The organism is uncultured Gimesia sp., assembly GCF_963976445.1.
Taxonomy (GTDB): Bacteria; Planctomycetota; Planctomycetia; order Planctomycetales; family Planctomycetaceae; genus Gimesia.
Window position 1 is genome coordinate 221,138 of the sequence record NZ_CAXBKP010000002.1, and the last position, 15,607, is coordinate 236,744.

13 protein-coding genes are annotated in these 15,607 nt (G+C 49.3%); 2 read left to right on the plus strand and 11 right to left on the minus strand.

Features of this window, described 5'->3' with window-relative positions:
- Positions 1-12: 12 nt before the first annotated feature.
- Both AAC022_RS03435 and AAC022_RS03440 read left to right on the plus strand, forming a co-directional pair.
- On the plus strand, positions 13-264 hold the full coding sequence (locus tag AAC022_RS03435) for a hypothetical protein (protein ID WP_339727990.1): 252 nt from the start codon (positions 13-15) through the stop codon (positions 262-264).
- 458 nt (positions 265-722) lie between these two features.
- Positions 723-923, plus strand: a complete 201-nt coding sequence (locus AAC022_RS03440; RefSeq protein WP_339727993.1) for a cold shock domain-containing protein — start codon at positions 723-725, stop codon at positions 921-923.
- Between the two features lie 107 nt (positions 924-1,030).
- Here AAC022_RS03440 and ccoS read toward each other — a convergent pair whose 3' ends face one another.
- The 11 genes from ccoS to AAC022_RS03495 form a co-directional block, all read right to left on the minus strand.
- Positions 1,031-1,198, minus strand: coding sequence for a cbb3-type cytochrome oxidase assembly protein CcoS (gene ccoS, locus AAC022_RS03445; protein ID WP_339727996.1), 168 nt, complete (start codon positions 1,196-1,198; stop codon positions 1,031-1,033).
- The gene (locus AAC022_RS03450) at positions 1,195-3,654 is read right to left on the minus strand and encodes a heavy metal translocating P-type ATPase (protein ID WP_339727998.1); all 2,460 of its coding nucleotides are present in this window, start codon (positions 3,652-3,654) and stop codon (positions 1,195-1,197) included. Before AAC022_RS03450 ends, ccoS begins: the two co-directional genes overlap by 4 nt.
- A gap of 32 nt (positions 3,655-3,686) precedes the next feature.
- Positions 3,687-4,478, minus strand: a complete 792-nt coding sequence (locus tag AAC022_RS03455) for a sulfite exporter TauE/SafE family protein (protein WP_339728001.1) — start codon at positions 4,476-4,478, stop codon at positions 3,687-3,689.
- A 49-nt stretch (positions 4,479-4,527) separates the two neighbouring features.
- Entirely contained in the window at positions 4,528-5,088 is a 561-nt protein-coding gene (locus AAC022_RS03460; protein WP_339728003.1) for a FixH family protein, read from the minus strand.
- A complete protein-coding gene (gene ccoG / locus AAC022_RS03465) occupies positions 5,067-6,446 on the minus strand; it encodes a cytochrome c oxidase accessory protein CcoG (RefSeq protein WP_339728006.1) in 1,380 nt (459 codons plus the stop codon). The genes AAC022_RS03460 and ccoG overlap by 22 nt, the downstream gene beginning before the upstream one ends.
- Positions 6,447-6,480: 34 nt before the next feature.
- Positions 6,481-7,170: a cbb3-type cytochrome c oxidase N-terminal domain-containing protein gene (locus tag AAC022_RS03470; protein WP_339728008.1), complete on the minus strand. Its 690-nt coding sequence runs from the start codon at positions 7,168-7,170 to the stop codon at positions 6,481-6,483.
- Positions 7,171-7,189: 19 nt separating this feature from the next.
- Positions 7,190-7,348, minus strand: a complete 159-nt coding sequence (locus AAC022_RS03475; protein ID WP_339728010.1) for a hypothetical protein — start codon at positions 7,346-7,348, stop codon at positions 7,190-7,192.
- A gap of 22 nt (positions 7,349-7,370) precedes the next feature.
- Entirely contained in the window at positions 7,371-9,653 is a 2,283-nt protein-coding gene (ccoN, locus tag AAC022_RS03480) for a cytochrome-c oxidase, cbb3-type subunit I (RefSeq protein ID WP_339728013.1), read from the minus strand.
- A gap of 850 nt (positions 9,654-10,503) precedes the next feature.
- Positions 10,504-11,943 carry a DUF1501 domain-containing protein gene (locus AAC022_RS03485; RefSeq protein WP_339728016.1) on the minus strand — a complete coding sequence of 480 codons (1,440 nt, stop codon included), beginning with the start codon at positions 11,941-11,943 and terminating at the stop codon, positions 10,504-10,506.
- Between the two features lie 15 nt (positions 11,944-11,958).
- The gene (locus tag AAC022_RS03490; protein WP_339728018.1) at positions 11,959-14,817 is read right to left on the minus strand and encodes a DUF1553 domain-containing protein; all 2,859 of its coding nucleotides are present in this window, start codon (positions 14,815-14,817) and stop codon (positions 11,959-11,961) included.
- Positions 14,818-15,080: 263 nt separating this feature from the next.
- The gene (locus tag AAC022_RS03495) at positions 15,081-15,590 is read right to left on the minus strand and encodes a hypothetical protein (protein ID WP_339728021.1); all 510 of its coding nucleotides are present in this window, start codon (positions 15,588-15,590) and stop codon (positions 15,081-15,083) included.
- Positions 15,591-15,607: the final 17 nt, after the last annotated feature.

Sequence of the window (15,607 nt, forward strand, 5' to 3'; positions counted from 1 at the left end):
GAGGCCAGATCGATGTTTAAAAACAAACCGTTGATTTCGAAAAATGTCAGGCGTTTGAGTTATATTCTGATCAGTCTGGGGCTGTTCTATCTGTTGAGTGTCGGACCGGTGATTGCGATCTGCCGTCAATTTGCCGCGAGTCCGATGGCTGGTTCTTCAGGCCTGGATACGATCGCACGATTTTACTCTCCTCTGTTTGCGGTTCCCGGGATCACTCCTCTCATCGAGTTTTACATCAATGTGTGGGAGAACATATTGGGCTAAAAAGCAGCCTTATATGCAGTGCTTAAATTGGATGATCTAGTTCACTATAATGCTCGCTTCTTAGGGATTTTCATCCCGTTGAGTCTGCTGGTGCCGATAATTGTCTGGTTGGTGCGGTATCATTCTCAGTAAAGTGCCCCCAATTTCCCTGAATTCCGCTGGGGAGAAAGGTTGTGGGGTTCACAGGATTCGGATGAAAGCGGACAGGTCAAGCTTTACAGACAGACACTACACAGTATAATACTAATGTCACGCCAGTTGTGACGAGCAGAGACAAGGTGCAGTTTAACCGCCTTCGGGTCGTTCATCTCTTCCCGCTTCATTTTACTAGCAGGGCTTCTAAGTAAGTTTCAGCTTCTGTTTTTTGTGGCTCTATCTGCTTTCATTTTTTGGGCTTCGGCAGTCTATTTTTTATCAGCGCTGCCGGTTGTCGTAGGTTATCATGTTGGAGAGCAGAAATGCCACAGGGTAAAATTAAAAGGTTGGTTTCAGATCGCGGTTTTGGGTTCATCGAAGGAGAACGGGGCGACTTGTTTTTTCATCATTCTGAAGTTCAGGGTGGAACTCTCGAAGAACTACAGGAAGGACAGACAGTTGAGTATGAAGTTGGTGAAGGTCGTAAAGGACCTTGCGCTACTTCTGTTCGCGTTGTCGAATAAGTTCTGCCTGCCAGAGACCTGATCGATTTCATAAAAATCAGTCAGAAAACGCCCGGATTTTTCCGGGCGTTTTTTTATAGACTCACAAACAGCAATTGAACTCAGACTTAATTTGATTTGTCTTTCGACTTCGGCTTCTGATCGTCTTCCAGAATACGATATGCCGGCGTTTCGAGATCGTCGTACTGACCACGCGAGACGGTCCAGACAAATCCGATGACTGCCGCTAACGCTAATAAGATTGCGACCGGTAAGGCGATATAGAGAACACTCAAGAATGGGGCTCCTGAAAAGCGCGGTTCATAAAAGATAAAATCAGGACCGTCAAAGAACTGATCGGCATCAGCACCGCGGCGATGAGCGGGTTAATCAACCCGCCGATGGCCAGCCCCGCAGCAATCACATTATATACCAGAGACATCAGCAAGTTGCGATAAATCACGTGATTTGTCATGCGGGCACCATCAATCAATTCTTTCAGTGGTGCCAGGCCAGGCCGATTCAGATATACGGCGGCGGCTTGCAGGCTGGCTTCTGCCCCGCCATGCACGGCGATGCCGACCGAAGCAGCCGCTAATGCCGCGCTGTCATTAACGCCATCGCCCACCATCACTGTGATCCCGCGGCTGGTGGAATCCTGAATGATTTTGAGTTTTTCTTCCGGGCGTACTGCTGCATGGACTAATTCGGGATCAATATTCAGGCGACTGGCAATTGGCGTTACGATTTCGGGGTGATCGCCAGAGAGGATGCCAACGGTCCAGCCATCTGATTGTAATTTTTGAATCGTAGCCGATGCATCGGGCCGTAAGTCATCTCCAATTCCCAAGACCACCAGGAGTTCTTCATCAGCGACAACCAGTACGGCGGTTAATCCCTGCTGGCGACACTCCGCAATTTTCTTCTGAAATTCAGTAGGAATCTGCCATTTCTGTTCTGTGATATAGGCCTCGCTGCCGATCGCGAGTTGCGAGCCGTCGACTTCCCCGCGAATTCCTAAGCCGGGGGAATAATCGATATCCTGAAGCGTGTGGCAGTCTTGTTCTTCGGTTCCGATTTGCTGGTCGATGAAGAGCGTGAGGGCACTGGCAATGGGATGCACGACCTGTTTTTCCAGAGCACGAATCTGTGGAAAGAGACTGCGGTCGCCGTACCATTCATGCACTTGCATTTTGCCATAGGTCAAAGTACCCGTTTTATCGAGCCAGAGAAATCCAGGTTTTGAAAGGCGTTCGATCACATCGCCGGAATTAATCAAAATCGCCCGTTTCGCGGCTTTGCCTTGGGCCACCGCGAGTGCCAAGGGCGTGGCTAATCCCAGGGCGCAGGGGCAGGTCACAATCAGTAATGAGATCGAATTGGAAACAGCGATTTTAACGCCGCTCGACCACCAGATTCCCAGGCAGACTATCGCCAGCACAATGACAGTGAGCACAAAAATGCCAGCGATGCGATTGGCCAGTTCCAGTAAAGGGAGCTTGGAACTGACTCCCAGCTCAACCAGATTCATCAAACGACCCATGCGCGTGTTTTCACCGACGCTTTCGATCTCCATTCTGAGGGGAGACGTCAGGTTGATCGTGCCGGCAGTCACTTGCGCGCCGTTTTGAATGATTCGAGGCCGCGATTCGCCTGTGAGGATCGATTCATCAACGGCAGAATCTCCGAAATACACAACGCCATCTGCGGGAATCACATCCCCTGCTCTGACTTCAATCTGGTCGCCTGTCTTTAATACTTCAATGGGAACCGTCAGGATTTCATCATGGGAAATTAAACGCGCACTGCGTGGCGTAATACTTTTCAACAGGGAAAGCTGACTGAGCGCGCGATGTTGTTGTCGAAACTGAATGTAACGACCGACGAGCAGTAAGAAAATGAGGACGGTTAAGGAATCGAAATAGACTTCGCCCGTGCCTCGGATGGAATTGATCAGTCCAGCGATGCCGCCAATGGTGATTCCCAAAGCCACGGGCAGATCGATGTGCGGGCTGCGCGTTTTGATTGCAGAGAATGCCCCTCTGAAAAAGACATGGCCAGGCCAGGCTATGGAAACCAGCGCCAGTGCCGCACTAGTCCAGCGAAACAGGTCCAAATGCTCCGCTGCCATTCCGGAAAACATGCCAGCGTACAGGGCAAACGCGATCAACATGACATTCCCGGCACAGGCACCGGCGATCCCCAGGCGAATCAGATACTTACGGTTTTCCCGTTGAAATATTTGTTCCGCATCATTGTGTTGGGGTGGGTGGGGACGATAACCGAGCCGATCCAGGGTTCGGGCAATTTCTGAGAGCGAGACGCTGGTGGAATCCCAAATCAAATCAACGCTGGTATTTGTTAAATTCACCCGCGCACTGATGACGCCCGGCAAGTAATTCGGAAGTTTCTCAATCACAAAAACGCAGGATGCACAATGCATGCCTTCCAGGTGAAAGCGAATGCGGAAGAGCCCCGGTTCGACTTCACGGGCATACAGTTCTCGAAAACGGGGGTGGTCCATTTCCTCATAGGAGAGGTCAGAGGAAGAAACGGATTCTGAATTGTTGAGTTCTTCCAGTAGGCAGGCGTCCATGTCTTGCAGGATAGCGTAAGCGACTTCACATCCGGCACAGCAAAACCAGGGTTGCTCGTCTGTTTGCCGACTGGTCGGGACTGGAAGATTGCAGTGGATGCACGTGCCTTGTTGCTGCTGGGAAATCGTTTCGCTTTCGTGCGTTTGCTCAATCAACGGAGTGAAGCCTTATCGCATCCGGGAACGGGTTAATCAGTCTGTTTAGGCTGGCAGCAGGGAAGCGGCTGGTCGTTTATGGTTTTTAGAAGTTCCATTTTTGATGTCCCCTCGGCTTTTTGTTGTAATTCTCCCATATCCGCGTGAGCGCGTATGCTCATGGTGAAAATGCCGCTGACGATAAGCAGAGTGGCGATCAAGGTGTTGCCTAGCTGGTTCCACTTTTGCGGAAACAGGCGGCTGGCCAGTCCGGTCAGTGATAACGCGGGGATGGTTCCGAGCCAGAAGGCAATCATGACCAGACTTCCCGTAAGAGGATTTCTGGCGGCGACAGCCAGCAACAAAAACGCATAGAGCCAACCACAGGGGAGACAGGCCGTAATCAGTCCCATTCCAAATGGCCTGATTCCTTGAGGGAGCCGTTGATTCTTTTTGATGAACTTCGTCAAATATTTACCAACCGCGGCAGTACCGAAATGAGGCATGCTTCCCTTTCGGTAAATCGTCAGCAGCGAAAAACTGCCGAACAGAATCATGCCGATCCCAGAGACATAAGCTGCGATTTTCTGCAGGCCCGCCAGTTCGCCGCCGGATTCCAGCATCCAGCCCAGGCTGCCGGCAACGAGTCCCAAAACAGCGTATCCGAGCAGTCGCCCCGCATGATAAAGGGCTTCCGGACCGAACGACTTTTTGTTTGTCGCGGAATTTCGATGCACAGCGAGCAGCATCAAAGGCCCGCACATTCCAACACAGTGACCGCTTCCGGCAATGCTGGCGACGAAGATCGTGGCCAGTAATGGAATTGTCGAATGGAAGTCGGTCATGTAATGCCTTGCTACGCGATTATTGTCTCAGTAGTCTATTGAACCCTGATTAGTGTTTTGTTGGGAGATGTTTAAACTCGCCTGATGTTTTGAACTGAAATTGTTTCGTTTCCTGAAATGTTCCCGCAGCACCGGACGCGGCGATCGAAAGTTCCCATAGCCCCTGCTGTTTGATCGGAACCAGTGCTGCGTAGTGTCCTGGTCGGGTTTCGGTAAAATGGATTTTGAAGACGTCCCCTGCTCTGGCATGATGAAAGAGCTCCCCTTCTACCTTGCTGTTTTTTATGGGTAGGCCGGCCTGATTTAGCAGGGACAGTTCCAGTTTGGGTTTTGAGAGCAGTTCTGTTGAATTTTCAAGAGTGACAACTGAATTCCAACCCAGCGCATCACTCTGTGCTTGTGTTTGACGCTGTTGATCCCAGGAGAGCGCTTGTTCGTAATAACCTTCGACGATCACGTTAGAAGGGTCACTCGTCGATAGAAATATGGCAACGGACGAAAGCAGGATCTGCAGTCCGAGGAATGAGAAGATCACGCCGCACCAAGTCCAGCGTGCCAAAGTTTCGGAGGATTGTTCTGCCTCGGTCGTTATGGTCCCAGCAACTGACATGTGATTTTCCTCTCTTCGGAATTATTCTGGGAACGGATTGTAAGTTCCACTTCACGCAATCCTGTGACAAACGAATCGCGTGGCGCTGCGACCAACAGTGGTATGGTCTTTGTCTCGCGTGCTTTCAGGCTGGTGCTCCCCATGATATCCATCTTAATGTCGGTCTTCTCTGGTAATATGAGTTGATATACGTCAGGGATATCAGTTCGGTTGACCAGTTTAATCTGCAGATTATTTTCGACCAGATCGTCATCTGTCACAATAAACGGGTTACCGTAATTCCGCATAATTGTAATATCAAATGATTTTTTATTGATCAGGGTGACCGTAAATGCGGAAACGGATAACAGCAGGAGTAGCGGATAGATCAGTATACGTGGTCGCAGTTTATTGGTCGGCTTCCCTTCGATTTCATCCTGGCAGGAGTAGCGTACCAGTCCGGTGGGACGTTCCACTTTCACCATGATTTCATCGCAGGCATCCATACACTGGGTGCAGTGAATGCACTCCATTTGTAAGCCATCGCGAATATCGATGCCAGTCGGACAGGCCCGCACACATTGTCCACAGTCGATACAATCGCCGTGTGTTTCTTCGGTCTTCTGTTTGCTGATTTTGCCTCGTGGTTCGCCGCGCAGGATATCATAGCTGACAATTAAGGATCGCTGGTCCAGCAATACCGATTGAAAGCGGCCGTAAGGACAGGCAATGGTGCAGAGTTGCTCGCGGAAAAATGCGAAATTGAACATCATTAAAACTACTGTGGACGTCATCACGAGGAAGCCGGTTGGATGAGTGAACGGTGATTGTTGAACCCAACGCTGAAGTTCACCGACACTCACGAAGTAGGCCAGAAATGTATGTGCTAACACCATGGAAATGATCAGATAAGCGCCATACATCATCAGTCGGCGGACAATGGGAACCGACTTGTGTGGTTTGCCACCATGTCCGGCGGTTCCGCAGAATAACCGTTCAATCGGGCGATACACAAATTCCAGGTAAATTGTCTGAGGACATGCCCAGCCGCACCAGACCCGGCCGAATAAAGCCGTTAACAGAAAGATCGACAAGAACAGCGAGATCATGAAGAATGCCAGCAGGAGTGTATCGGTCGGGAGGAACTTGAATCCCAGGATCGTAAATTCCCGTCTGGCAATATTCAAAAAGAAAGCAGGATTGGAATTGATCTTTATATGAGGTAACGCGATAAAGACGATGATCAGAAAATAACCCACTGCGCGGCGTCTGGTCCAGTATTTCCCCTGAAAGAGACGTGGATAGATCCAGCGACGGGAGCCATCTTTCTCCAATGTGGATAAAACATGTTCCTCTGATTCAAGAAGTTGGTCGTTCATCAAAGCTTACCGTTCATCGAAAAGAAATTCTTGTTCATAAGGCTGGTTTCGTTTCTGGCGGCTTCTCGTTCTCTGGGGCCTCTTTTTGGGGCTTGCTGTCGTCTGTTTGGGGAGACTCTGCCTCGGTTTTCGCTTTTTCCCCTGCAGGTGCTTTCCAGTCGGGAATTTGTTTTGCATTCTTTTCCGGTGCTTTTCCAGTGCCTGCCGGCAATGATCCACGGAGCCCGGCGATATAGGAAGCCACCAGTACAATTTCATTGGGATGCAGGCGATTTCCCCAGGCGGGCATCGCCTGACCGTTGGCTCCTTTTTCGACGACTTTGGCAATGTCGCCGATCTCTTTCACATGAATCCAATAGTCGTCAGTCAAATTCGGGCCGACTTTTCCTTCCGCTTTGGCGGCATGACAGGCGACACAGTGCATTTCATAAACACTGGCGCCGACCTTGAGCCACTTCGGATCATCCTTAAATTTATAGACGGTCGCGGAATCTAAGCTGAGCTCGCCGATTTCTTCAAACTGCAACCGTAGATTGTCGGCGACCGCCTGATTGTAATTATCATAGACGGAACGCCCGGGAACTCCCGATTCGTAGTACAACCAATAGGGAATTGCAAAAAAGATGCCCCCCCAGAAGAGCATTACCCACCAGCCCGGCATTGGATTGTCGTATTCCTGAATCCCATCATAGACGTGGGTTCTTAACTGATCTTTCTCTGACATGTTTTTCTCCGAACCAGTATTAATCGTCAGAAAGCGGAATTTCTGATTGATGTTTTATTTCTTTTTTACTCGTGAATGTGGTTTTGATGATGACCAGGGTAAAGGCAATCAAAAACAGGACGAGTGCAATCTCGGCACAGTAATCATAATTCAAGAGTTCCATCACTTGTCTAATCATCTGATTTAACCTCGATCACGGATTATTTTTGTGCTGCTTTGTTCGCAGCTGGCTGCGGTTCCGTTGACTCTGATTTCTTCGGTGCAGCCGGTTTCTTATAAATATCGGTTCCCAGGCGTTGCATGTAAGCAATCAAAGCAACCACCTGTTTATCTTCCAGACCTTTCGGGCCTTTCTGTTTTTCGATGTCATCGGCGATGGCTTTCGCCTGCTCTTTCGCCATGGCAATCGAATCGTCCAAAGCACGCGTATAAGGAGCCCCCAGATACCAGGCGGCCCAGACACGATCTGGAATGGTCTTGAAATTTAATTTCCGTTGTTCCAGCCAGGGGTAAGGCGGCATGATGGAGCCATTGGTCATCAAAGCCGGATCCCGGAAGTGGACGAGATGCCAGAGATTGGAACGCTGGCCCCCTTCTCTTGCGAGGTCAGGGCCAATGCGGCGTGAGCCCCATTGGAACGGATGATCATAAATAAATTCGCCTGGCTTGGAATATTCTCCATACCGTTTCGTTTCTGAGAGGATGGGCCGAATCATCTGGGAATGGCAGTTGTAACACCCTTCTGCCACATAGATATCTCGACCGGTCAGTTCCAGTGGGGTGTAGGGAGTCACCGTTGCGATTGTGGGAATATTCGACCTGATCAAAAAAGTGGGAATGATTTCAAACAATGAGGCGGCGACGACAGCGATAATCACCCAGATCGTCATCAGTCGTGGCAAACGTTCCCATCTTCTGTGCCAGTTCAGTTTTTCAAACACATCGATCGATTTAGCAATTTCCAGCACGCCAGTCAGTTCTGATTTCGGTATCGGATCATCAACATAATGACGTTCTAACGCCGGGGCGGTGTGTACCACTTCCTCATAAACGTCAGGACGAGTCTTCCAGGTTCGGAAAAAGTTATACCCCATTAACAGAGAGCCGGAGAGGAAAACCAGACCGCCAGCGACGCGAATCCAATACAAGGGGATCAAAACGCGAACCGTTTCGACGAAGTTGGGATAAGCCAACTGGCCGGTTTCCGTGATTGCCCGCCACATCAAACCTTGTGTCAGACCGGCAATATAAATGGGGAAGATGTATAACAGAATCCCGACTGTCCCCAGCCAGAAATGCAGGTTGGCCAGTTTTGTGCTCCAGAGTTCTGTCTGGAATAATCGGGGAAGCAGCCAATAGATCATGCCAAACGTCATGAAACCATTCCAGCCGAGTGCGCCGGCGTGGACGTGTGCGATGGTCCAGTCTGTATAATGGGATAAGGCATTCACCGATTTGATGGACAGCACCGGGCCTTCAAATGTCGACATTCCGTAAAATGTGATTCCGACCACGAAAAACTTAAGCACCGGGTCAGTGGTTACTTTTTGCCAGACTCCTCGGAGGGTCAGCAGGCCGTTAATCATGCCACCCCAGGAAGGCATCCAGAGCATGATCGAGAACAACATGCCTAAGGTCGAAGCCCACTGTGGTAATGCGGTGTAATGCAGATGGTGCGGACCGGCCCAGATGTAAATGAAGACCAATGACCAGAAATGCAGAATACTGAGCTTATAGGAATAAATCGGACGGTTGGCTGCCTTGGGCAGAAAGTAGTACATCAGCCCCAGAAACGGGGTCGTGAGAAAAAACGCCACCGCGTTATGGCCGTACCACCATTGCATGAAAGCATCTTGCACGCCGGCATAAATCGAATAGCTTTTAAAGAGTCCGATAGGGATCACTAAATTGTTGAACACGTGCAGCAAAGCCACCGTCACAATCGTCGCGATATAAAACCAGAGTGTGACATACATGTGCCGTTCGCGGCGTCTGGCCAGCGTCATAAAGAAGTTTACACCAAAGAAGCCGACCCAGACCACGGCAATTGCGATATCAATGGGCCATTCCAGTTCGGCATATTCTTTACTTTGTGTGATGCCAAATGGCAAAGTCAGGACGGCCGATACAATAATCAACTGCCAGCCCCAGAAGTGGAGCAGCGATAGTTTATCGCTCCACATACGGGCACGGCAGAGTCGCTGTGTCGAATAGTAAACGGCAGTGAATATGGCGTTACCAGCGAAGGCAAAAATTGCCGCGTTGGTATGCAGAGGGCGTAAGCGGCCGAAAGTAATAAAATCAATGCCCATATTGACAGAAGGAGCCGCCAGTTCAGTGGCGATGATAATTCCGACGAGAAACGCAATGGTACCCCAGATCAGTGTCGCAAGCGCAAACATCCTTGCAATTTGGTCATCATAAACAAATTTCTCCAGCTTCCCGCTCTGACTGACATTTTCTATCGTAGATTCTGCCGACACGTTTGCTCCTCTGCTCCGGAACTTGAATGGTACATATTGAAAACAAAACCAGATAACTCTTTTACCGAGCACTGTTTTCGAAAACAGGATATTCTAGTCAATTATTCTTTCAGGCCTATCTGACTTTCCTTGTGACAGGCCAGACTTAGGGATTTCAGGGATATACCCCATCCTGTGGACTGATACACCGCAAACTAGATCCATTGTGAAACCTTGCAGCTTCGTGAATGTCATTTTCGTTAAAAATCTCACTAGGCTTATTTTCGTCCTCACGCGCGCATTCTATGAGGGGCGAAATTATATTTAAAGATAGAATTGTCGGAATACGTGCCTCTGTCTCAGTAAAAAGAATAAAACCTACCGGCTGAGGATCTTTTTCTCATTAACGGTAAATAGAATCTCAGAGTGAGAGAGAAATGAAATTCAAGTTAATACTCAGTACGGCGACTGGATCAATCTCGATTCAAATGATGTCGTCGGTAATGACGTGATCACGATGGCATTCGATGGTGATTACAAGTTCAACGATTGCTTGTCACTAGCCGGCGTTTTGGGGTTTCCGGTCACGAACAGGAAAGAATTACTGGATAGCCGAACAACGGTAACGCTAACCTTCTCGTTCGCCCCATTTAACCGTCGCGTCAGCCATACGATTAGGCTCGATCCAAATGGCATTGGGTGACGCGAGAACCAACCTGGACACAGGCTAAGATCCTTCTTCAACATCACAACAGCCTCGATTTTCTTCTTCAGACAGTTACAAAGGAGGTTGCGTATCGGATTAAATGAATCAAACAATTAATAACAGGTTCGCAAATGAGGGGTCGTTTGCGAACCTGATTTATTTTGATCAAGCAAACAGATCGGTGACCACACGTCCTTCAACATCGGTCAGGCGGAAATCGCGACCAGCATGCCGATAAGTGAGGCGTTCGTGATCGATGCCCAGCAAATGCAGCAGCGTGGCATGCATGTCGTGCATATGCACTTTGTTTTCCACCGCCTCATGTCCGAATTCATCGGTGGCCCCATAAGAGAAGCCCGATTTGACGCCGGCACCGCACAGAAAATGTGTGAACCCTTTGGGATTGTGGTCACGGCCATCACCATTTTGTAAGAAGGGATTTCTGCCGAATTCTCCGCCCCACCAGATGAGCGTGTCTTCGAGTAGTCCGCGTTGTTTCATGTCCTGAATCAAGCCGGCAACTGGTTTGTCTGTTGCTCTGGCATGAATTTCGTGCTTCTGGATTTTACTGTGCTGATCCCAACGCGGCGTATTACCATTGTCGGCATAGTTGACCTGGATATAACGCGTGCCGGCTTCTGCCATGCGCCGTGCCAAGAGACATTGCCGACCAAAATCATCGGTTTCCGGAGTTCCAATTCCATACATGTCGAATGTGGATTTGGATTCCGCTGTGAGGTCTGTTAGTCCTGGTGCATGTTGTTGCATGCGGAATGCCAGTTCGAATGAGTTGACTACCGCCGCCAGTTCATCATCTTCTTTATGAGACTGCAGCTGATTCTGATTGAATGACTGGAGCAGTTTAAGTTGTTGCCGCTGTTTGTTCAAAGACCATTGTTCATTTTTGATATTCTTGAAGCGTACTTTGTCAGTGGGCTGCCCTGCTCTGCCGAGCGCGGTTCCCTGATAATGTGAAGGCAAGAACGCATTCGAGAAATTTCGCGGTCCTCCATTGGAGGAAGACGGAGAAATCGTGATGAAGCCGGGGATATTTTCATTTTCCGTTCCCAGTCCATACGTAATCCAGGAACCAACCGAAGGCATGATCAAATTCGTAGTTCCAGTATGCAGGAACAACGTACTCGGGCCATGCGCAACCCCGTTGGTGTGCATGCTGTGAACGAAACACAAATCATCGACCTGTCGGCCGATTTCCGGGAACAGGTCGGAGACCCAATGTCCGCTTTCGCCGTACTGACGAAACTTCCAGAGAGACTGCATCACCTTTTCTTTGCCGTATTTTCCCGTTTTGGCAATGGTCCGTGAATCTTTGAATTCCAGTTGTTCGCCGTTTTTCTTCTCCAGTAACGGTTTGTAGTCGAAGGTATCCACATGGCTCGGTCCCCCCTGCATGAAGATAAAAATAATGCGTTTCGCACGCGGAGGGAACATCGGCTCCTGTGGTGCCAACGGGTTTTGATGAACGATGCTGGGAGTGTTTCCTTTAGCTTGAGACAGCAGACCGGAAAATGCGAGAGAGCCAAAACCACAGGCGGACGAGCGTAATAAATTACGTCGGGAAACGAGACCGTTTGTATCCATCATGGAATCACTCCAGAATTATTTGATATAGCGAAAATCAATGCAGGCAATGACTGTTTGACAGAGAGCAGACCAGATTTCCACTTCGGTCGGTCCTCCCTCTGTTTGAGACTGGCTCAGAAATCGTTCTGCATTGGCTTTTTCAGTTTGATCAGGCAGCCGCCCTAATGTGGTTCGAAACAACGCGTCGATGCGGCTTGACGCGTCAGCCGGAAACTCTTTGATCAGCCGGCTTGCCAGGTTTTGTGACTGTTCAATCACAAAGGGATTATTCATCAGATATAGTGCTTGCGTCGAAAGCGTACTGGTATTGCGGCGGCCGATTGAGAGGTTCGGGTCGGGGAAATCAAAGACAGCCAGTAATTCGTGTAAGCGGTTTCGGAAAACCGGAATGTAGACGCTCCGAAATTGTTTTTGAAATACATAACCGTATTCCGATTTTGTATCGGGTCTGATGGTCTGCTCGTGCTGTGACAGATCGAGATTCTCACTGACAAATAGAATCGTATCTCGAATCGCTTCTGCATCAAGGCGTCGATGATTTTGATGTGTTAAGAGCCGATTATCCGGGTCGGTAGTGCGCTGTTTGGCTGTTGAATGGCTGGCGAGCTGATACGTTCTGGAAAGCACGATTTCCCGAATCAGGGATTTGGTTGACCAGCCTTGTTCCATTAGTTTTAAAGCCAGATGATCAAGTAGTTCCGGATGTGAGGGGGTTTCGCCTCGCAAGCCAAAGTTATCGACAGTGCGCACCAGTCCTGAACCAAACAAGTGGTGCCAGATTCGATTGGCGTAGACCCGCGCCGTTAATGGATTCTGTGAACTGGCGACCCACTCTGCCAATTCAAGTCGCCCACTGGCAGTGGCGGGTATGGAAACGGGATTTTGCGATTGGGCAACCGTGAGAAAACCGCGGGGAACTTTCTTTCCCAGATTATGAACGTCGCCGCGAATGAGAAGATGGTAATCTCCAGGTTCTTCTCCTTCGTAAACGGACATGATTTCCGGGATTTCGGGCGGAGCCGCCTGCTTCGTCTGTGCAATTTCCGATTTCAGTGCTTTGAGTCGTTTTTTCGTTTGAGCAACTCTGAGTAACGTCTGCTTATATTCTACGACTGCTGTCTGCGGTTGGGTTTCCGCCTCTGGTTCAGCGGGGGCTGAGATGAATCGAATCGCATCGACGATGACAAAACCATCGGTGCCCTCATTGGAAACAATGATTTCCTCGTCTTTGGTGCCGGTAAACTCAAATTTCCCTAGAGAAGCATAAGTACCATCAGTTGGTTCGACTCTTTGATTGACATAAACCGTATGTTCGCCCTTTGCCGTTTTTATTGTCACGGGAACGCGTGAGGCTCGGGACTCTGCAGAGTTGTAGGCCAGTTGCACATCGTAGCGCCCTGATTTGAGCTTTTGAGGAATAAACTTGACCAGCTTCTTGCCCTTCGCCTGATGTTGGTCGTGAATATATCCTTCACCAATGTAGTCTTTCATGAAGGTCGACTGTTTCCAATCGCCGACCAGCGTGGCTGCGGAATCATCAAGGACGATGCTGTTTAATTGTTGTTCCAGGTTTTTTAATTGCTTCTGTTTCTTTTTCTGTTGCGAAGTCAGGCTGGCCAGTTTCTGATCATAGGCGTCGCGTTGGTGTTGTTGTTCGGCGGGAACGGGAAGCGATCGCTTCGTCCAGCCGGAAACATTGCCGGGAGTAAGTACATTTGTGCTGCGAAAAATTCCTGCCAGTGCGTAGTAGTCGCTGGCGGGGATCGGGTCAAATTTATGATCGTGGCACCGGGCACATCCCAGCGTCATCGCCAGAAAGGCACGGCCGACGGTCTGAATCTGTTCGTCGATCACGTCCATGCGCAACTGTTCTTTATCCTGCTGCTCATAATTGGTGGGCCCCAGCAGCAGAAAGGCGGTTGCGATGAATTGTTCCTGTTGTTGCAGGCGATCTTTCGATTCAAGAGTGTCGCCGGCAATTTGTTCTTTGATAAATTGATTGTAAGGTTTGTCGTTATTGAATGAGTCAATGACATAATTACGGTAGCGCCAGGCAGAATTATAGAGCAGCGAACGGCCGCCCCCCGTTGATTGTGAGTACCGGGCAACGTCCAGCCAGTAACGGCCCCAGCGTTCGCCAAAATGAGGCGATGCCAGTAATTCATCGACCAGATACGCGACGGCGTCTGGGCTTTTGTCATTCAGGAAATGATCGATTTGAGCGGGCGTTGGTGGCAGGCCAATCAGATCAAAATAGAGTCGGCGGACCAGTGTGGTTCGATCGGCGACAGACACCGGTGTGAGTTTTTGTTGTTCCTGCCGGGCGCGGATGAAGCGATCAATGCCGGTATGCGACCAGTCTGGGTCGGTAACACGGGGGACTGTTTGTTTTTTAATGGGCTTGAAGGACCAGAACTCTTTCCCTTTTTCCAGATCAATCGTCTGCTTGACAACTTTGCTTTCCCCTTTGCGCGGGTCAGGAGCGCCCATCTTGATCCAGGTTTCAAAGTCCGCGATGATTTCGGGAGCCAGTTTGCCCGCAGGGGGCATCTCAAAACTCTCAAACCGGAGCGAGTCCAGCAGCAGGCTTTCGTCTGGTTTGCCGGGGACGATGGATTCGCCAGAATCGCCGCCTGTTAAGGTTCCGGCACGCGTATCCAGTAATAATCCTCCGCGAATCGATTTGGCGTCGGCCGCATGGCATTCGTAGCAGTGTTTGATTAGAACCGGCCGGATTTTGGCTTCAAAGAATTCAATTCCACGGTCTTTCTCAGGTGCCTCTTTGGCGCTGGCAACTGGTGCTCCGCCTGCCAGCATCAAAACGATGGCGACAACGACACGTTTCAGGATGAAACTTTGCTCAGACCATGGCATTGAGCATGCTCCTCAGTTGAATAGAACTCTGAGTTTATTAGAAATTCAAGGGGGATCAACTTATGTTTATATCATGATTTAGGAGCGGAAACAACTCCTTTTCGCGCAGGTTTTAAGTAAAGCGACCCCCGTTTTCGGACTCTAGAATCACCCTGATAATAAAATACCCCCGATTCCAATATCGGAATCGGGGGATTTCGCGAAGATCGCTTATTGACCATACAGCTCATTCAGCACAAGCATGTAGATTCTCACTGGTAAAATCAGCTGTTTTTCTTCTTCTTTTTCTTAGCACTTTTAGCAGGTTTTTTAATTTTAGTGAGTTGGTCTGCGGTTAAAACCTTGGCCAGTTTTCCGCGGACTTCACCATTCAGCTTTCGAGTTGCTGTCGAAACTTCTTTCATTTGCTTTTTCTGGTCATCGGAAAGGTTCAATGCCGAGTTGACTGATTCACGAAGTTCTTTGCCTTTTTTGCCAGCGTCTTTGGCTTCCTTCATTGCTGCACGACGTGCTTTTACCTGATCGGGAGTCATAATCTCACGATTTTTCTTCTGCAATGCAGCGAACTGTGGTGTGTACTCTTTTTTCAGGCCAGCCACTTTTTCTTTTTGATCTGCAGAAAGTTCAATGGTAGCAGGTAATTTCAACGCCTGAATCTGAACCGTTTGTTGCTTTTTCCCTTTTTTCTTTTTGCCTTTTTCGGCTGCATCAACTGATGCGACACAAGCCAGGATTAAGGCCATCGTTACAAGCGCTTTAGATACTTTCAACATTCTCATTCCCCCTCAGG